This is a genomic window from Aureimonas sp. AU12 (genome assembly GCF_001463705.1).
Lineage (GTDB): Bacteria > Pseudomonadota > Alphaproteobacteria > Rhizobiales > Rhizobiaceae > Aureimonas.
Genome location: NZ_BBWH01000054.1, coordinates 1 through 17,793 on the forward strand (window position 1 = coordinate 1; position 17,793 = coordinate 17,793).

A 17,793-nucleotide genomic window follows, 5' to 3' on the forward strand; every position below is an offset into this window, starting at 1 on the left:
GGGGTGGTTCGGCTTGGTCAGCCGATGCTCGATGGCGTGGACCTCGCAGATCATGTCAAAGCGCATCTGCCGGGACCAGGCGATGTTACGGTTGCGCGGCTGCTCGGCGAACTGGATGCCCTTGTCGGTCAGGATCGTGTGGATCTGATACGGCACGGCTTGCAGCAGGTGTTCGAGGAGCTCCCAGGCTGTTCGCCTGTCGGCTTCATCGACCAGGTGGGTGACGGCGAATTTGCTTGTCCGATCAATGGCGACGAACAGGGTATAGCTTGCCTCCGCCGGTCTGCACCTCGGCGATGTCCAGGTGGAAGAAACCAATGGAATAGCGCTTGAAGCGCTGGCGCTGGGGCTTGTCGCCCTCGACATCTGGCAATCTGGATATGCCGTGCCGCTGAAGGCAGCGATGCAGGCTCGAGCGCGTCAGTGGGGGATCGTCGGCTGTAAAGCGTAGAGGCAGTCATCGAAGGGCAGCAGCGTATGCCGGCGAAAGGCAATCACCATGGCTTCCTCGGCCTTGGTCAGAACCGTTGAGCGCGGCTCGTTTGGACCTGTCTTCATGTCTTCCAGGGTTTGACGCTTACGCCACTTGGCCACCGTCTTCGGATTGATGCCCAGCTCCCAGCTCAACGTCGCGAGCGAAGCTTTCGATCGCTGTATTGCTGCTCGGATGGCGTGCGTGGTCGTGGCGCTGCCGTGACGAACCTGTCCCATAGAGCCACTGGTAGTGTCCGCGCTGGTGGTGGAAATTCGGACGTCAAACGGTGTGACGGAGGTGGCCACCGGATTGGCCGGCTAAGGTGGAGTTGCGAGACTTCAACCTGACCGGAGAACCCGATGACCGAGGACAGATTACCGCTTGCCGAGCTTCTGGCGAAGGCGGTTACGGCGATTTCCTGCGGACGATCGCCGAGAGCGTGATGCAGCTCATCATGGAGGCCGACGTGGAGGGCATGATCGGCGCCGGACGACACGAGCGGACGCTGGACCGGGCGACCTATCGCAACGGCTATCGGGACCGCTCGCTCGACACGCGGCTCGGCTCCTTGCAGCTTCGGATCCCAAAGCTTCGGCAAGGCAGCTACTTTCCGCCGTTCCTGGAGCCGAGGAAGCTCTCGGAGAAGGCGCTTGTCGCCGTCATTCAGGAGGCCTGGATCAGCGGCGTGTCCACCCGGCGCGTTGACGATCTGGTGCAGGCGATGGGCCTGTCGGGCATCGGCAAAAGCACGGTCTCGAAGCTCTGCACCCTATCGGCAAATGCAAGCATTTGCCTGTCGGGCATGGGGACATCGACGAGCGCGTCGGCGGCTTCCTCGATCGACCGCTCGTTGGCGATTGGCCCTATCTCTGGCTGGACGCGACCTACCTGAAGCAGCGCGAGGGCGGGCGCATCGTCTCGGTCGCCTAGCCAAATGCTGTGCATTTGGCTGACATAATCGCCGTGGCCGTCAACACGGACGGTAAGCGCGAGATCGTTGGCCTTCACATCGGCCCTTCGGAAGCGGAGACCTTCTGGTCGACCTTCCTCAAGAGCCTCGTGCGCCGCGGCTTGTCCGGCGTGAAGCTCGTGATCTCCGATGCCCATGAAGGGCTGAAGGCGGCTATTTGCCGGGTGTTCAGCGCCTCTTGGCAGCGCTGCCGAGTCCACTGGATGCGCAACGCCCTGTCCTACGTTCCGAAGGCGCAACAGAGCATGGCGGCAGCCGCCCTACGCCAGGCCTTCATCCAGCCCGATCGCGCTGGCGCGGCTCAAGCGTTGCGCCACGTCGCTGATCAGCTCCGGGGGAAGTGCCCCAAGCTCGGGGCTTTCATCGACGACAGCGAGACCGACGTGCTGGCGCATCTGGACTTCCCCAGCCAGCACCGCACCCGGATCCATTCGACCAATTCCCTGGAGCGCCTGAACAAGGAGGTGAAGCGTCGTGCTGACGTCGTCGGCATCTTCCCGAACGAGGGCTCCATCATCCGCCTCATCGGCGCGGTCCTCCTCGAGGCCAACGACGAATGGCAGACGCAGAACCGTTACATGCAGACCGAGCCAATGGCCGAACTCATGGCCGCCAGCACCAAGCCCGAAACCGTCCGACTTTCCACCGCAGCCGCCTGAAACGGAGCCGCTTCAGTTACACACCAATTTCCACCACGTTGACGGACACGACCCAAAAGTGTTTCAGAATGCGAGATCAGGGTTTGGCTCGGGCCGCCACGACCCGATCCAGCTCCTCGAGCTTGTCGCGCAAGGTCTCAGGCAGATCGTAATCGACCTGGAACCCTGGTTGGCTTTCCAGCACACGACGGATTTGCTGCTGAAGAGCCTTGTTGGCAAGGGTTTTTGCGAGATCAGACATGCACTGCTATCCAAGAATTCGCCTCGGTGAGGACGGGCTTGGATGGACAAGGTGTCGCAGCGTGCTGAGGTTCCCGTCAGGCAAACCGTCAGGTTGCCTTCTCGCAGGACGCAGCCGGATGAAACGGAATTATCAATTCTGTTTCATTGAATTTGCGCTCCGGACCGAACCCTAGAAATCGAGGTTCCATTTCCAGCGCTCTCCGATCGGCAGAGCTTTTCGTGCCGCTGCCCGGCGCTCGAGATAGCGCGGCCCAAGCGTTGCGCCACGTCGCTGATCAGCTTCGTGGGAAGTGCCCCAAGCTCGGGGCTTTCATCGACGACAGCGAGACCGACGTGCTGGCGCATCTGGACTTCCCCAGCCAGCACCGCACCCGGATCCATTCGACCAATTCTCTGGAGCGCCTGAACAAGGAAGTGAAGCGTCGTGCTGACGTCGTCGGCATCTTCCCGAACGAGGGCTCCATCATCCGCCTCATCGGCGCGGTCCTCCTCGAGGCCAACGACGAATGGCAGACGCAGAACCGTTACATGCAGACCGAGCCCATGGCCGAACTCATGGCCGCCAGCACCAAGCCCGAAACCGTCCGACTTTCCACCGCAGCCGCCTGAAACGGAGCCGCTTCAGTTACACACCAATTTCCACCACGTTGACGGACACGACCGAGCCTCCTTCCAATTCGAGGAAAGGATCTCACCATCAAACCCTGAGATCAAACACCTAGTAGGCATGAATACGTATCGATTCAGATGCTGACTAAGAACACGACTGATTCCTCATCCAAAAATTAATTTGAATGCCACTTCACACCACTCCATTCCACACCGCAGCTGCCGTAGAATAACGCTTGGACGTTGCACAACTTCATGATGTTTGCTTACACGCTAAGGTATTTCCTCAGCCAATTTTTCTTGTCTTTCATCTTTGCAAATGTCTTCATGCAACAATAGAACAAATCTTGATGCTGCTTGTCCGCAATAATAATTTGATAAGCATACCTTACTCAGATAATTTCATCGCTTTAATCATTTTTTTTACATTGAAAAATAAAAGGAGAGGTAGTCCTTGTCGGGAGATGTTCGATGAAAATTCGTATTGGTATGAAACTTGGTGCCAGCTTTGTCGCCATTTTGGCAGCCACTGCGGCGATCGGCTACCTGAGTTATGGGGCACTGGCCAGTGCCGAGCAGACGATCTTGGACTTTGCCAATCGTCCCTTCCAGCAAGTGCAGGGTCTCGGAGGCATCCAGACCGGTATCGCACGGGCCCGCATCTCGGGGCGTGCTATTCTGATCAACGGTGATCCGGCAGCTCGAGAAGGCGATCTTCGGCAGTACCGCGAGGCTTGGAAACTGGTGGACGAGCAACTGACTCGCTACACGAACGCCGTCGTGACCGACTCCGGTCGTGCCGCTATCGCGGGCCTTCGCCCGCAGATCGATGGTCTACGCGGCGTAATGGACGTCGCAATAACCGCGGCACAGGCAGTTGATCCCGACGAGGCAGTGAAGGCGAACCGAACTGCAAGCGAAGGGCTTGCTCGTTTCGATCGCGCTGTCGCAGATCTTGGCGCCAATGCTCTGCCGCAGTTCGCCGATCGCATCGAATTGTTGCAACTACCTGCCTTGCGGGCTGCATTGGCGATGATGACGGCAGTTGTGGAATTGGACGAGGGAGCCATGAACACCGCAAAAGCTGAAGTGGCCCGACAAGCCATGCTACTTGAAGAAAAAATCAATCTTCTTCGCCCGCAACTGGCAGCTAGCGAGATGGATCGTTTGAATGCAGCGGCGACGCAGTGGTCACGGCTGCATTCAGAACTAGACTCTCTCGTCGCGAAAACGATGGAGCGACGCTATGAGACAGCAGTTGCTGCCTTCAAGGCACAAGTTGAGCCAGCCAACACACTGCGAGATAGCGTCGCCCAACTCAACGAACGTGCCGGGAACGTTGCTAACGGCTTCGTTGGTGACATTAGTAATTCTATCGCTTCGTCCAACCGAACCCTTCTCCTTCTCTTGAGTGGGGCTATCATGGCTGGGCTGGGACTTGCGACATGGATGTCTCTGTCGATCGCACGGCGCCTTCGCCGCTCAGCCGATTTGGCGGTGGCGATTGGTTCAGGTGACTTGGCTCAGAACCTGAACGCCAAGGGCACTGACGAGATCGCGGATCTGCAGCGGGCTATGGCCGCGATGACGGAGAAGCTTCGAGAGATAGTCCTCGACGTGCAATCGTCGGCCCAGCAGGTTGCGTCCGGATCAACCCAATCAGCGGCGACCGCCGAGCAGCTATCGTCGGGCTCAACAGAACAGGCGGCGGCGTCTGAAGAAGCGTCGGCGGCGATTGAAGAGATGACAGCCAACCTGCGCCAGACGTCCGAGAATGCGTTGCAAGGCGAGCGCATCTCCCAGGAGGCTTCGGAGAAGGCGCGCCGCGGCGGCGAGGCGGTGGCCCGTTCGGTTGAGGCTGTTCGCACGATCTCGGATCGTATCAGGATCGTTCAAGAAATTGCTAGACAGACCGACCTTCTGGCGCTCAATGCCGCGATCGAGGCGGCTCGTGCTGGTGCGCACGGGAAGGGTTTTGCGGTCGTTGCATCGGAAGTGCGCAAGCTTGCGGAACGCTCGCAGGAAGCAGCTGTCGAGATCGCCAGATTGTCTGATGAAACCTTGTCGGTAACCGACGAAGCGGGCCGTATGCTAGAATCACTGGTACCCGATATTGAGCGGACGGCGGAGCTTGTCTCCGAAATTTCGGCGGCATGCCGAGAGCAGTCTGTCGGCGCCGATCAAATCAATCAAGCGATCGTTCAGCTCGATCAGGTCACTCAATCGAATGCCGGTGCAGCCAACGAAATGTCCGCCACCGCTGTACAGCTATCGACAGAAGCCTCGCGCTTGAGCGAACGCGCCAGCTTCTTCCAGACTGGAAATCTAGCGGGCACCGGTTTTGTGTCGCAAAAGGCCGGCGGAAGAGAAACCGTACACGCTCTCCAGGAACGAGTGAGTTCTCTCAACGCCGATAACGTTGCCAAGACGCGGCAGCCTGCTTCGGGGCGTGAGAAAGGCTTGGAACTGGAGTTTGATGGCCGCTTCGAACGTCGGAGCGCGTAAGGTAGGACCCATTGATGGGAGTGATCGGCCCTCACTGAATGGTCCGTCAGAATGTTAGGTGTTTGATCCCCGGCTTTGGCGGCGCCATCTTTACGTAGGAGATGTCCGCACCCTCTCAACCGACAGGCTTATGCTGGCATGGGCCGAAAGCCCATTTCTGGTTCGGACCGGTCGCCGCGAAGTCCTGATCCAGGAGGTTCGGCGCGATCGGGAAGGCGGGAAGGCTGTCGGTGGTGCGCTGGAAGCGCCGCTTCTTCCCGGCTTTCATACCGTTCTGGCGCATCAGACGGGCAACGCGCCGGCGCCCGATCGGCAAGACAGCGTCGCGGAGCTCGTGCACCATGCGCGGGCTGCCATAGGTCCCATTCGACAGGGCAAAGGCTGCCCGAACGTAGGCGAGCAGCATCAACTCGGTACGCTGACGGTGACAAGCCGGACGCTTCTTCTAAGCGAAGTAGCCGTTCGAACTGACGCCGAGGACCTTGCACAGGCGCTGGACAAGGAAATTCTTCTTCGCCGCGTAGATGAGACGGAACCTCATCAACTTCCCTCCTTGGCGAAAAGTCGCGGCCCTCTTCAGGATCTCGCGCTCTTGGCGAAGGAACTCGTCTCGAGCCGCAGCCGCAGCCGCTTCAGCTCGGCCGCCATGTCCTCTTGGCGCTCGGGAGGCGGCGCTTCCAAATCACACTGCTGACGCTTGTCGAGCCGGCGGCGCAACGTCGAACGTCCGATGCCAAGGTCCTCGGCGATCTCACGCTATGTGCGCCCGCTCGTCTCCATCAGACGAATGGCCTCTGCCTCGAACTCATTGCCGAACCGGCGCTGCGGCTTGCGCCTGAAATGCTCCTCTTTTCTTGCGAAGAACTCCACTTTCCAAGCCAAGTCCAGGCGGCACTTTCACCGAAGCCCGCAACGCCTCCGAGACTATGCGCGACCTCGCCGCCCAGCACTACGATGCGATAATCGATTCACCCTGGCTGCCCCGCACCGGCTCCAAAGCCTCCCACGTTAACGTCATCAGCGCCATAATCCAGTCGCGTGACTTCCTTACCGCCAAGGCCCGGTCCGAGAACGAGTTGCACTAACCCAACCTGCACCAAGATCCGCTTCGCCGGCGGCGCCGACTTCAACGACCACGACCTGATCTAGACGAAGCTCGACACGGTCCGCAGGCGCTACCCCGACACGGTTCTGATGCACGGTGGCAGCCCCACCGGTGCGGACCTGATCGCCGCCCAATTGACTGCCAACTGCAAGGCCAGGAAGCTCGGCATGACGGTGGTGCGGGTTGGGGGCTGACGCCCTTTCTTCCGTTCCCGGCCAGAACCGCCGTCGGTCCGACTTTCCGTCTAACGTTCACTCTGATCGTCTCATAATGACCACGCCCCAAAGCTTACGGTTATCTTAGTATACAAGCATTCCATAACAGAAAAAGCGCAATCAGCGGGGGAGGATGCGGTATACGACTTCCTTTTGATTGAAACGTAAATTATTGCAAGCCTAACATATAGAGTCATATCTATTAAAAAAGCAAAATACTGAATGCCATTTAATTGTTTTAGTTGATGACATCTGATACGAAGCCAAACGGCGTGAAATATCTCGTCGTTTTTTATTTGACCATAGTGCATGGCATTCGCGCCACGTGTAAAATTGAGCGCTTTTACAATGCCTGTTTGCTTTCTTTATCTCGTCCGTAAGTTTGAAGCAGAGGCTGGCATGGCGTCGATTGATCGCCTTCTCAAGACTGGGGGCGAGGAAGCAGAGGAAATCTTAGCAGATTGCCTGCTCAGGACATTTATCCAACGCTCTGATACGGAGGGATATGTCAGCCTGACACCGCTTGGTGTTCGACTAACAAGCGACTGACGAATGGCGACCGTTATCTTATGTGAAATGTTCGATACTCCCGACCAGCTGACGTGAAAGGATATACCGATACAGCTTCTCTTCGCCCTCGATATGCAAAGGGCGCGAAGCCCTACCGCCAATATAGCGCTGACGAAAACCCGTGACACAGCAAGCCGAGGGTCGATGACCAGCGGGTTCTGAGCGGCATCATCTTGTCAATTGCAACGGGCTGTGCTCACCAAAGGACTATGGTCCCGCCGAGACGTTGTACAATCGCTGGAAACGCTGGGGCGTGATGGGGATCTTCGTGCGCATGATGGAAGGGCTGGCTGCCGCGGGGGCCGAGCAGAAGACGGTGATGATCGACGCGACCTGCCTGAAGGCCCACCGCGCGGCATCGAGCCTACGGGTTAAAAAAAGGGGCTTGGACGACTGATCGGCCGCACTAAGGGCGGCATGAACACCAAGCTCCACGCCGTCACGGATATAAACGGTCGCGCCTTGAGTTTCTACATGACCGCTGGGCAGGTCAGCGATTATACAGGTGCGGCAGCTTTGCTGGACGATTTGCCGAAGGCGCAATGGCTGCTCGGCGATCATGGTTACGACGCCGCTCGGTTCCAAGATGCCTTGGAGGCAAACGGCATCCAGGCCTGCATTCCCGGTCACAAATCGCGGATTGAGCCCGTTAAATACGACAAGCGCCGCTACAGACACCATAGCCGCATGGAGAACATGTTCTGACGTCTGAAGGACTGGCGACGCGTCGCCACCCGTTACGGTCAGTGTCCGATGGTCTTCTTCTCCGCCATCGCGCTCGCAGCTACCGTCCTATTCTAGCTCTGATCAACGAGTCCTGACCCTAGCCATCCGTGCTGAAATTCAGGGGGTCACGCCAGAGGCGACTAAGCTTGCATCGCCGTCGAAATCATAACCTCCGATTCGTAGGGAGTTCGGCAGACCTTGTTGCGCCCATTTCGTTTGGCATCATAGAGTGCGCCATCGGCGCGCCGCGTTGCCGGCTCGAAATGGGTTAAAGCGGGCGGCATCTCGCTGATCCCGATGCTGATGGTGATCCGAATTGGCTTTCCATTCGGCAGGAGAAAGGGTTCAGCCTCGATGACCTGGCGCAACTGTTCGGCAATGGCTGCCATCGGGCCAGTGCCGACATCCGGCAGGACCGCCAGGAACTCTTCGCCACCCCAACGTGCCACGATATCGTGCTTTCTTAGGGCCTCACTCAGCCGCTGTGCGAAGGTGATGAGCACCGCATCCCCCGCCTCGTGCCCATGTGTGTCGTTGATCGACTTGAAATGATCGATGTCGGCCATCAGAATGCCGGCGAATTCCCGGCCAGTAGAGCGCTCTAGGCGCCGTGCGAGCGCTGCCTGAAACCCGCGACGATTGACGAGACCCGTCAACGGGTCGGTCGCGGCGATCTGCTCGAGCATGAGGACCGCGTGCTCCTTGGCCATGGCGATATAGCCGAAGTAGACAAGGATCCCGGACGCCTGATCGACGATCATGGAGATCATCGCGCTTTCGGTCGAGTTCATCGGAATGTCGGTACCCAGCAGCATCACGAGCGTCGCCGACAGCGTCAATGCATAAAGGGAAAGCGTTGCAGACACGATGTAGGCCGACCAGAGACGCTGTTCAGGCTTGCGGCGTACCGCTTCGACCGCACCCACGCCCGCATAAACGGCCATCAGGACGAAGACGCTCGCGAGCGCTGACCGCATCGGAACGCCGACTACCAGCGCTGTGACATAGGCGATACCCGGCAGGGCGATCATGGACATCACGATCGCGGGAGCGATCCTGCGCTGGTTGAAAAGGCGCAGCCCGCTCCATGATAAGATGAGGCTGGCAGCGTAGCACGTATAGATGATCAACGCCTCGCCGGACGTGAGCCATCGGGTCGGCGGAACGGCAGCCATTAACGCCGATCCGATCATGGAAGTCAGGATCGCGCCGATCCAGTGCCACAGACACAATTCGCGCGGTTGCCGCAGGGCGACGACCAGGAACACGACGAGGTAGGCGCCGCGACTGAGCGCACTCGACAGATGCAGCGTCTCGAGATCAAAAGGCATGACGCGCGATCCATCTTGATCGTTTGATGCTGAAAAGTATGCGCTCTGGGAAGTCCTAGCACGCTTCAGGCTTCCGTTCGTTTCGGACTTACAGCCTCCACCGGAACAGCGCTTGCCATCAACGACCTTGAGTGCATCACAGAATTTTCAATATCACGTAAATATCCATAGATTAAATTTTATATCAAATACATTTTGATGTTACGATTAGTAAGTTATAAATACGATGTATTAATGCGATGTAGATACGACAAATTTAGACCATTGCTATAAGCGTTACCAAGCTTTTTAGCTTGTAAAGTTGACGAATGAATTGTGCAGGATGTGTCGAAATGGCTATAAAGTCAGTATGTTTTGCCGCAGCAATGTTGATCCAGGGGCTCGCGCTGTCATGGTCATCTGCACAGGCTGCCGATCAGTTCGACCAGGATCTCGCTCCGCCTATGGCCACACAGGGATTAAAAGCTGGCAATTGGCTTGTCCGAGGTCGGATCGCGGGTCTGATGCCGGTGAACGAAACCTCGACCGTCGGATTGATCGGCGGTCACATCAATGTGCCCGATATGCTGCTTCCGGATTTGCAGATCGCCTATTTTCTCACAGACCACATCTCCATCGAAGGCCAAGCGGGCATCATTCGAACGCGTCCCCGCATCGTCGGCTCGTTCATCGGCGATTTTGATATCGGGAGCATCTGGAGCGCGGCAGGAGCTGCGTCCGTCCAGTACCATTTCATGCCGGAAGCGCGTTTCAACCCCTATCTCGGAGCCGGCATCAGCTACTCGCGTCCCGTCTCCATCAAGCCAGATGAAGGCATCACAGACTTCAGTGTGTCGGCGCAGACGAGCATCATGATCCAAGCCGGTGCCGACTACCAGATTGCAGGAAACTGGTTTGGGAACGCAGTTGCAAAGTATCTCTTCGTTCCTGAGCAGACGTACGAGAGCCAAAGTGCAACCTTTGTTTCCGACTCCAACATGGTTTTCGCAGGTGTCGGGATCGGATATCGGTTTTAAGCTCCTCACTTTTTCAGGCGCTACAGCATATTTTTGGGGTCTAATAACGTGATTGCGCGCGTTCGGACTTTTTGGGTTCAGGTCTGTCCGTTACATATTTTAGAAAGTGTTCGTTCAAGGCGCTTCGGCTGAAAGGGATTGAGTCCAACGCGCATAGGTTAGGCCTCAGGCTTATGCCGAACACAACAAATTGTGCCGGTGCAGCCGGGATGCAGAGATCGCTTCGCCGAATGCCGTAGCAAGCCGCCCGCCCTTGCGATCCTCTCGTTCCAAGAGAACGACACGTCGGGCCAACTGCGGATCGCCGAACGGTAGGCACAGGAGGCCTGGTGGCATATCCGACAAGGGAAGGACGGCCACACCGAGGCCCTTCTCGACCATCCGCAGGATGACTTCCTGACTGTCGAGGACCATCTCCTCACGAACCTCGAGCCTTTGACGCCGGAGTTCGCGCTCAATAGTCCGCCCAGCCCATGCACGACTATCAAAGCGGATAAACGGGTGTTTGGTTAGCAGATCGGGGACGATTTCCCCGGCGCACTCCGGCGGCGCCACGAGCCAAAATCGGTCCTCGAAGAGCGTCGTCCAGACAAGCCCCGCAGGGTATGGCCTCACAGGCTCGGTCGTCACCGCAGCGTCCAAGTCGCCCGTCGCCACGAAGATCGCCAGTTCAGCCGACATTCCTGCAGAAACGTGAACTCGGACGCGAGGATGTGTCTGACTGATCACGACCAAAGCATCGGGAATGACGCCCGATAGGGCGGTCTGGATCGCTCCAAGTCTGAGGCGACCTGCCAGAGCATGCTCGCCGCCCAACTCGCCCGCGATCCCCTCGTAAAGCGTCAAAATCTCATGCGCTCGTCGCAACACGATGCGTCCGGCTTCGGTGAGCTGGGGGCGGCGTCGGGACCGATCGAACAGTGGCATTCCGAACTGTTCTTCCAGCGACTTTACCTGAAGACTGACGGCGGATTGCGTGAGGCCGACGGCATTTCCGGCGCGCGCGAAGGAACCATGGTTAGCGATGGCAACGAGGGTTTTAAACGCACGAAGGGACATAGGCTTTCTACGCCTGCCGTACTGATAAGGAACGCATTCGCGAGTTGAATTTCCATTCAGGTATTCGACCGATGACGAAACCTCATCGTATGGACGAGAAGATAGCATTTATCCTGGGATGCCCTTTTCCGCTAGGTCGTGAACGAACCAACCTTGAGGGGAACGACAATGTCTTCATCCATCGCTTCTCCATTCGGCCGTCCATGCGTCAGGCAGGCGCGACGACCATTTCTGACACCGCCTTACGCGATAGAGGACAGCCGCGAGGTTCTTGCGTGACCGATCGGGCGAGCCTCGAGAAGGCATGCCGAAAATTCGTGTCCGCTTTTGGACTGCGGCCATGACCGAGACCATCGTCTACGCCCTCTTACCGATCGTCGTCCTGATCGGTTTCGGTTTCTTCCTGCGAGTCCGCTGTTTTCTCGACAAAGGGTTCTGGCCGCAGGCTGAACGGCTTGGCTATTTCGTCCTGCTGCCGAGCCTGTTCTTCCACGGGTTGGCGACGGCTGATCTCCAAGCGCTTCCCGTCAAGGAACTTGCGGGAACTCTTATCGTGTCCACGCTGGCGGTTGCCGGAACCGTGATCGGTCTGCGCTCATTCTCTCGGCTCGACGGCCCATCCTTCACATCCCTTTTTCAAGGCAGCGTGCGCTTCAACAATTATGTTGGTGTCACGCTGGCAGCGGGACTGTTCGGAATGAAAGGCATCGCACTGGCGGCCATCTGCAACGCGGCGATCGTACCGACAGTGAACGTCCTCTGCGTCCTTGTTTTTGCACGATACGGATCGGCGCAGCTCACCAAGCGCGGCATCGCGCGCCAGCTCGCGACCAATCCACTCGTGCTGTCGTCGCTCGGGGGGATCGCCTTTCAGCTCGTTGGCTTGGGCCTTCCACCCGGGCTGGAGCCCGCGCTAAAGGCGCTAGGGGCCGCATCGCTTCCGCTGGGTCTTCTGTGCGTTGGATCTGCTCTGAACTTTCACTCTGCTCGTCAGTGGGTTGGCCCAGTCACCTACTCGTCCCTGGTCAAGTTCGTCGCCATGCCGTCGGTCACACTGGCAGTGGGGCTCGGTGTTGGCCTGAACGGGCCGGCGCTGACAACCGCACTTCTCTTCCAGGCTCTACCCACCGCATCATCAGCTTACATTATGGCTCGTCAACTCGGGGGCAATGCACCGTTGATGGCGGGGATAACCGCGGTTCAGACGGTGATCGCGCTCGTCGCGCTTCCACTGGTCCTGATTGGGCTGAGCAACTGGACATAGGCTCAACGAAACGGTCAGTTGCCTATGTGGAACGGGACCGCTCAGCGGTCGCCGTCAGGTCCAGTTCCCCCTCGCGGCGGCTGTATGCTTATGTCCGGCTCCGTGCTGAATGAGAACACCGGAAGCCTAGCGAGGTTGAACAGCAGAGGCGACCACTTTCGCCATCACACACAAGGTTCAGGCCGCTATGCCCGAACCGCCTTCACCCAGCCTGATGCGCTGGCCGCAGACCGCTTTAGCCAACGCCTCGTCATGCGTGACGAGGATGACCGCGCAGCCGTCGCGATCGGCGGCTTCCACGATCATGTCGATCATCTCCTTCTGGGTGATCAGGTCGAGCCGCGAACTCGGCTCGTCCGCGACGATCAGCGCCGGCTTCAACAGAAGCACGCGCAGCAGCGAGAACCGCTGGAGTTCGCCGCCCGAAACCTGCCCCGGCATGCGATCGAGGAGGCTCGGGTGCAGTCGCAGACGCTGCATCAACTCGCCGATCCGATGGTCGTCCAGTCGGTGCCGCGCCACGAGGTCGGCCAGCGTGCGGCGCAGCTGTCGACGTGGCGGGAACGCCAGGACGGGATCCTGGTAGAGCTTCTGGAAGGCGGTCGGCGACAGGCCGCCGGCGCGGTGCACCGATCCGGCATCCGGCCGCACGAGGCCGAGCACGGCATCGCCGAGGGTCGACTTGCCGCAGCCGCTCGGGCCGGTCAGCCCGACGATCTCGCCCGGATGCACGCGCAGCGACAGATCCGCGAAGAGCTGCCGTCCGCCGCGCGAGACCGCGAGGTCCCGAAGCTCGAAGACGGCATCGGCGCCGGTGGCGCCAGCCCCGCCGGGGTCGCGCCCCGGCCATTGCCGGGGATCGGCGGCGAGAAGGGTGCGGGTGTAGGGATGGTCCGGCGCCGACAACACGGTCTCCGCGGAGCCGCGCTCGACGATCTCGCCCTTCCACATGATCGCGACGTCGCCGCCGAGCCGGCGCGCCACCTCGAGATCGTGGGTGATCGTCAGCAGGCCCCCGCCGGTCTCGATCCCCTTGCGAAGGAGATCGACGACGTCCCCGACACGGGCGGCGTCGAGACCCTTGGTCGGCTCGTCGGCGATGACGATCGGCGCGCCGCCCGCCTTGGCGGCGACGAAGGCGAGGCGCTGCGCCATGCCCCCAGAAAGCTCGAACGGATACCGCGCTGCCGCCTCGCCGAGGCCGACGCTGGCAAGGTCCGCCGCGCCGGTCTGTTCGGCCTCGGAAGCCGGGCGGCCGGCCACGAGCCTGTGCGTCTCCTCGACCTGGCGCCGAGCGCGCATCGTCGGGTCGAGGCTGAGCCAGGGCTCCTGCGGAAGCACGGTGATGGCGTGCCCCCAGAGCGAGCGACGTCCGGTGGCGCCGGCCTCCTCGGCGAGATCGCCGATCGCGATCCGGCCACGGGCCGAGAGGCCATCGGGCAGATTGCCGACGATGGCCTGCGCCAGCAGGCTCTTGCCCGATCCGGTCTCGCCGATGAGGGTCAGGGGACGCGAGAGCGACAGCGAGAGGCTGGTCGGCGCCACGATGCGCTGCGCCCCCGCATGGACCGAGACGTCGTCGATGGTAAGAAGCGCGGTCATCGCGAGCGGTATCCTGCCAGGAGGTTGAGGGACAGGACGAGCAGGAACACCGCCAGGATCGGCTGCAGCAGGATCCACGGGGCCTCCGCGTAATAGGGCAGGAGCTCGGTCATCATCAGGCCGAGTTCGGCCGTGGGCGGGCGCAGCCCGACCGAGACGAAGCCGAGCGCGGCCACCGCCATGATCGCCGTGGACGCGCCGAAGGCCGCCACGGTGAAGAGCACGGGCGACAACTCCGGCCAGAGGTGGTGGCGCACGATGTAGGCCGGCCCGAAGCCGAGGAGACGCGAGGCCTCGACGGCGGGCGAGGCGAGGATCGAGCGGGCGGTGGCCCGCGACATGCGGAAATACTCGATCCAGAGCACGAGCGAGATCGAGCCGTAGATCGCCGCGAAGGAGCCGGGAAAGATCGCGCTGACGAGCAGCACCAGAAGAAGCCCCGGCAGCGACAGGACGATGTCGCAGACGATCGATAGCAGGCGATCCGTCCACCCGCCCTTCCAGGCCGCGAGGATGCCGAGAAGGGTTCCGGGGATCCCGGCGGTCACCACGCTGAGAAGCGCCAGGCCGAGCGAAAGGCGGAGCGCCGCGCCGAGCCGGGCCAGCATGTCGCGCCCGAGATGATCGGTCCCGAGCGGATGGTCAGCGCTCGCGCCCGACAGGATCGCGCCGTAGTCCTGGCGCCCCGGGTCGACCGAAGACAGGAGGGGAGTGAGGGCGGCGAAGGCGACGAGACCCAGAAGCAGCGCCACGCCGAGGCGAGGCAAGCGGCGCGGCCGTTCGGCGACGACGGGAAGCGTGTCGGCGAGGCTCATGCGAAGGATCCCCCGCGCGGGTCGAGCCGGGCGTTGAGAAGATCCACGCCGGCGTTGAGGGCGACGAAGGTCAGGCCCATGACGAGTGCCGCGCCCTGCACCATCGGAACGTCGCGCTGGACGATGGCATGGACGAGCGCATGCCCGATGCCCGGCCAGGCGAAGAGCGTCTCCACCACCACGACGCCTTCGATGAGCATCGCGAGCTGGACGCCGAGATAGGTGACCACGGGCACCGAGACGTTGCGCAGGCCATGGCGCGGGAAGATGTGCCGTTCGGGCAGCCCCTTCAGCCGCGCGAAGGCATAGAAGGGCGACGCGACGACTTCGGCCGTCGCGTCGCGCGTCACGCGCGAGGACACTGCGGCGAGCCCGAGCGCGAGCGTCAGCGCCGGCAGGACGAGATGGCCGCCATGGCCGTGGCCGGCCGCCGGCATGAGCCCGAGCGAGAGGGCGAAGACGAGGACCAGGAGGAGGCCGAGCACGAAAGGCGGCAGGGCGCGCAGCACGACCGCCGCGACGAGAAGCACCCGGTCGAGCGCACCGCCGGCGCGGCGCCCGGCCATCATGCCGAGGGGGAGCCCGATGATCAGCGACAGCGCGATGGCCGAGGCGGCGAGGATCAGCGAGGCGCCGAACTGGTGGGCGAGTTCATGCACCACCGGTTCGCCCGAGACGAGCGAGCGGCCGAGATCGAGCGTCACGAGGTCCCAGAGCCACCGGCCGAGCGCCGTCCATCCCGGCTGGTCGAGGCCGAGTTCTGCCCGCACGGCCGCAGCCGCATCGGTGGAGACGAGATCGTAGCCATAGCGGCCCGCGGCGATCCGATAGGCCATGTCGCCGGGCAGGAGGCGCATCAGCGCGAAGGTGAGAGCGCCCACGGTGAGCGCCACGAAGCCGGCCTGGAGAAGGCGATGGACGAGACTGCGGATCATGGCTTCCACGCCATCCCGGCGAGGCCGAAGGAGCGCTCGAAGGGATCGATCGCCGCGCCCTCGACGGCCTTCGTCACCGCCGCCGTCTGCTCGTACCAGACCACGGGAATCACGGGCAGGTCGCGCTGGAGGATGCCGGCGATCTCATGGCGAAGGCGCGCCTGCTCGCCCGGATCGGTTGCCGTGAGCAGCGCCTGCATCGAGCGATGGAAGGCCGGATCGTCCCAGTTCATCGAGCCCCAGTCCGATCCGCCTTTCCGGAAGTCGCCGAGAAGGGTCACGAACGGGTCGGGCACGAGCGAGTAGTTGCGGGCCGCCAGCGCCAGCTGCAGCGTGCCGTCCTGATGGCCCGCCGGGATGGAAGAGGCGTTGGCGACCGAGACCTCGACGTCGATCCCCACCTGGCGGAACTGATCCTGAAGCGCGGTGGCGATCAGCGGCAGTTCGGGACGGTCGGCATAGGTCATGAGCTTCACGCGCAGCGGCTTGCCGTCCTTCTCGGCGATGCCACCGGCGCCGGGAACCCATCCGAGCGCCGCCAGCCGCGCCTTCGCGCGCTCGGGGTCGGTGGCGAGCGGCACGAGCGCGGGATCGTGCCAGGCCTCGACGCTCGGCGGGAAGAGCTGCGTCGCCCCGGTGCCGGGCGCCCGCAGAAGCGCCGCGGCGAGCCCTTCGCGCTGGATCGCCTCGCTTAAGGCCGTGCGGCCCTCCACGCTATCGAAGGGCGGCATCGCGGCGTTGATCTTGAGCTGCATGACGCGCGGCAAGGGCGCCTTGAGGACCTCCACCGCGCCGTTCCGCTTCAGCCGGGCGATGCTCGGCGGGTCGAGCTGAAATGCCAGGTCCGCGTCGCCGCCCTCGATCATCAGGGTGCGCGTCTCGCCGCGCCCGGCCGCCAGATAGGTCGCCGCTTCGATCGCTGGCTTGCCGCCCCAATAGCCTTCGAAGGCCGCGACCTCCAGGCGCTGCGGGGCTTCGAGCCGGGTGATCCGGTAGGGTCCGGTCGCGACCACCTGGCTCACCGTCCCGTCGGCGGCCAGCGACGACGGTGCGAGAACGATCGTCGAGTAATGCGCGAGGAGCGCCCAGAGCGGGGCGAAGGGCTCGCCCAGCCGGATCACGACGGCGCCGGTCTCGGCCGCGATGCTTTCGATCCTGGCGCGTTCGAGGACGCCCGGCTTGGCGCGGGCGCGGTTGAGGGAGGCGGCCGCAAGCTCCGCGGTGAGCGTGGTCCCGTCATGGAAGCGCACGCCGTCTCGGATGGCCAGCGTCCAGGTGAGGCCGTCCGCCGATACCGTCCATGCGGTGGCGAGCCCGGGCTGCGGCTTGCCCTCGAGGTCGACCTCGACCAGCGTCTCGCCCACCTGCATGCGCTGGAAGATGAAGCCGGACAAAGACGGGTCGGCCCCGCCGATCTCGAAGGGCGCGACGATGTCGAAAACGCGGTCACCGGCGGCAGCGGCGGGATGGGCTGCGAGCAGCGAGGCGCCGAGGAGAAGCGGTACCGCGAGGCGGGAGACGAGGGCGGATCGGATCATGGGACAGGTCCGTCAGTGTTGGATGAAGGGAGATGCTGGCTGGCGTGAGTGTGGGGACGCGAAGGGATCGCAGCGATCTCGTCATGTGTCGTTCGAGTCGGTCAGTTCGGAAAGGCAGGGGCCGCCTTCGCGAATGGAAGGCATCGTCATCGCGGA

General features: G+C 61.6%; 11 protein-coding genes and 5 pseudogenes. 7 read left to right on the top strand and 9 right to left on the bottom strand.

All coding sequences use genetic code 11. The features are described 5' to 3' along the window. A pseudogene (locus tag AUL33_RS22870) lies at positions 1-711 on the bottom strand (DDE-type integrase/transposase/recombinase); the annotation flags it as partial. Between the two features lie 123 nt (positions 712-834). On the opposite strand from AUL33_RS22870, the pseudogene AUL33_RS20690 reads away from it, so the two are divergent. Next, positions 835-2,104 (top strand): annotated as a pseudogene (locus tag AUL33_RS20690) (IS256 family transposase). A 76-nt stretch (positions 2,105-2,180) separates the two neighbouring features. On the opposite strand, the gene AUL33_RS22385 reads toward AUL33_RS20690, so the two are convergent. Further along, entirely contained in the window at positions 2,181-2,345 is a 165-nt protein-coding gene (locus AUL33_RS22385) for a hypothetical protein (RefSeq protein ID WP_156419540.1), read from the bottom strand. A gap of 245 nt (positions 2,346-2,590) precedes the next feature. Between AUL33_RS22385 and AUL33_RS20695 the strand changes: the two are divergent. Both AUL33_RS20695 and AUL33_RS20700 read left to right on the top strand, forming a co-directional pair. Beyond that, a pseudogene (locus tag AUL33_RS20695) lies at positions 2,591-2,956 on the top strand (transposase); the annotation flags it as partial. 471 nt (positions 2,957-3,427) lie between these two features. Further along, positions 3,428-5,461, top strand: a complete 2,034-nt coding sequence (locus AUL33_RS20700; protein WP_082652792.1) for a methyl-accepting chemotaxis protein — start codon at positions 3,428-3,430, stop codon at positions 5,459-5,461. 151 nt (positions 5,462-5,612) lie between these two features. Here AUL33_RS20700 and AUL33_RS21840 read toward each other — a convergent pair. Continuing rightward, a pseudogene (locus AUL33_RS21840) lies at positions 5,613-6,241 on the bottom strand (IS3 family transposase); the annotation flags it as partial. Between the two features lie 411 nt (positions 6,242-6,652). Here AUL33_RS21840 and AUL33_RS23060 point away from each other — a divergent pair. Further along, positions 6,653-6,760 (top strand): hypothetical protein, encoded by a 108-nt coding sequence (locus AUL33_RS23060; protein ID WP_374754459.1) that lies wholly within the window; start codon positions 6,653-6,655, stop codon positions 6,758-6,760. A 716-nt stretch (positions 6,761-7,476) separates the two neighbouring features. Beyond that, positions 7,477-8,152, top strand: a pseudogene (locus AUL33_RS21850) (IS5 family transposase); the annotation flags it as partial. Between the two features lie 65 nt (positions 8,153-8,217). Here AUL33_RS21850 and AUL33_RS20720 read toward each other — a convergent pair. Then, positions 8,218-9,408 (bottom strand): diguanylate cyclase, encoded by a 1,191-nt coding sequence (locus tag AUL33_RS20720; protein ID WP_062213007.1) that lies wholly within the window; start codon positions 9,406-9,408, stop codon positions 8,218-8,220. Between the two features lie 332 nt (positions 9,409-9,740). Here AUL33_RS20720 and AUL33_RS20725 point away from each other — a divergent pair, with 332 nt between their 5' ends. Then, positions 9,741-10,424, top strand: coding sequence for an OmpW family protein (locus AUL33_RS20725; RefSeq protein ID WP_192843246.1), 684 nt, complete (start codon positions 9,741-9,743; stop codon positions 10,422-10,424). A gap of 171 nt (positions 10,425-10,595) precedes the next feature. On the opposite strand, the gene AUL33_RS20730 is transcribed toward AUL33_RS20725, so the two are convergent. Next, positions 10,596-11,483, bottom strand: a complete 888-nt coding sequence (locus AUL33_RS20730) for a LysR family transcriptional regulator (protein WP_062213013.1) — start codon at positions 11,481-11,483, stop codon at positions 10,596-10,598. Between the two features lie 340 nt (positions 11,484-11,823). Between AUL33_RS20730 and AUL33_RS20735 the strand changes: the two genes are divergently transcribed. After that, positions 11,824-12,747 (top strand): AEC family transporter, encoded by a 924-nt coding sequence (locus AUL33_RS20735; protein ID WP_062213018.1) that lies wholly within the window; start codon positions 11,824-11,826, stop codon positions 12,745-12,747. A 177-nt stretch (positions 12,748-12,924) separates the two neighbouring features. Here the strand turns inward: AUL33_RS20735 and AUL33_RS20740 are convergent, their stop codons facing one another. From AUL33_RS20740 to AUL33_RS20755, 4 genes are read right to left on the bottom strand one after another with little or no spacing between them, the layout of a single operon-like run. Next, the gene (locus AUL33_RS20740) at positions 12,925-14,349 is read right to left on the bottom strand and encodes an ABC transporter ATP-binding protein (RefSeq protein WP_062213021.1); all 1,425 of its coding nucleotides are present in this window, start codon (positions 14,347-14,349) and stop codon (positions 12,925-12,927) included. Beyond that, positions 14,346-15,164 (bottom strand): ABC transporter permease, encoded by an 819-nt coding sequence (locus AUL33_RS20745; RefSeq protein ID WP_062213024.1) that lies wholly within the window; start codon positions 15,162-15,164, stop codon positions 14,346-14,348. The genes AUL33_RS20740 and AUL33_RS20745 overlap by 4 nt, the downstream gene beginning before the upstream one ends. Then, a complete protein-coding gene (locus AUL33_RS20750) occupies positions 15,161-16,099 on the bottom strand; it encodes an ABC transporter permease (RefSeq protein WP_062213027.1) in 939 nt (312 codons plus the stop codon). Before AUL33_RS20750 ends, AUL33_RS20745 begins: the two co-directional genes overlap by 4 nt. Further along, positions 16,096-17,637: an ABC transporter substrate-binding protein gene (locus AUL33_RS20755; protein WP_062213030.1), complete on the bottom strand. Its 1,542-nt coding sequence runs from the start codon at positions 17,635-17,637 to the stop codon at positions 16,096-16,098. The genes AUL33_RS20750 and AUL33_RS20755 overlap by 4 nt, the downstream gene beginning before the upstream one ends. Positions 17,638-17,793 lie beyond the last annotated feature (156 nt).

Bases quoted from the DNA above. Each gene is read 5' to 3' on its own strand.
- AUL33_RS22385 (WP_156419540.1), bottom strand. From the start codon at position 2,345: ATGTCTGATCTCGCAAAAACCCTTGCCAACAAGGCTCTTCAGCAGCAA.
- AUL33_RS20700 (WP_082652792.1), top strand. From the start codon at position 3,428: ATGAAAATTCGTATTGGTATGAAACTTGGTGCCAGCTTTGTCGCCATT.
- AUL33_RS20720 (WP_062213007.1), bottom strand. From the start codon at position 9,408: ATGCCTTTTGATCTCGAGACGCTGCATCTGTCGAGTGCGCTCAGTCGC.
- AUL33_RS20725 (WP_192843246.1), top strand. From the start codon at position 9,741: ATGGCTATAAAGTCAGTATGTTTTGCCGCAGCAATGTTGATCCAGGGG.
- AUL33_RS20730 (WP_062213013.1), bottom strand. From the start codon at position 11,483: ATGTCCCTTCGTGCGTTTAAAACCCTCGTTGCCATCGCTAACCATGGT.
- AUL33_RS20735 (WP_062213018.1), top strand. From the start codon at position 11,824: ATGACCGAGACCATCGTCTACGCCCTCTTACCGATCGTCGTCCTGATC.
- AUL33_RS20740 (WP_062213021.1), bottom strand. From the start codon at position 14,349: ATGACCGCGCTTCTTACCATCGACGACGTCTCGGTCCATGCGGGGGCG.
- AUL33_RS20745 (WP_062213024.1), bottom strand. From the start codon at position 15,164: ATGAGCCTCGCCGACACGCTTCCCGTCGTCGCCGAACGGCCGCGCCGC.
- AUL33_RS20750 (WP_062213027.1), bottom strand. From the start codon at position 16,099: ATGATCCGCAGTCTCGTCCATCGCCTTCTCCAGGCCGGCTTCGTGGCG.
- AUL33_RS20755 (WP_062213030.1), bottom strand. From the start codon at position 17,637: ATGATCCGATCCGCCCTCGTCTCCCGCCTCGCGGTACCGCTTCTCCTC.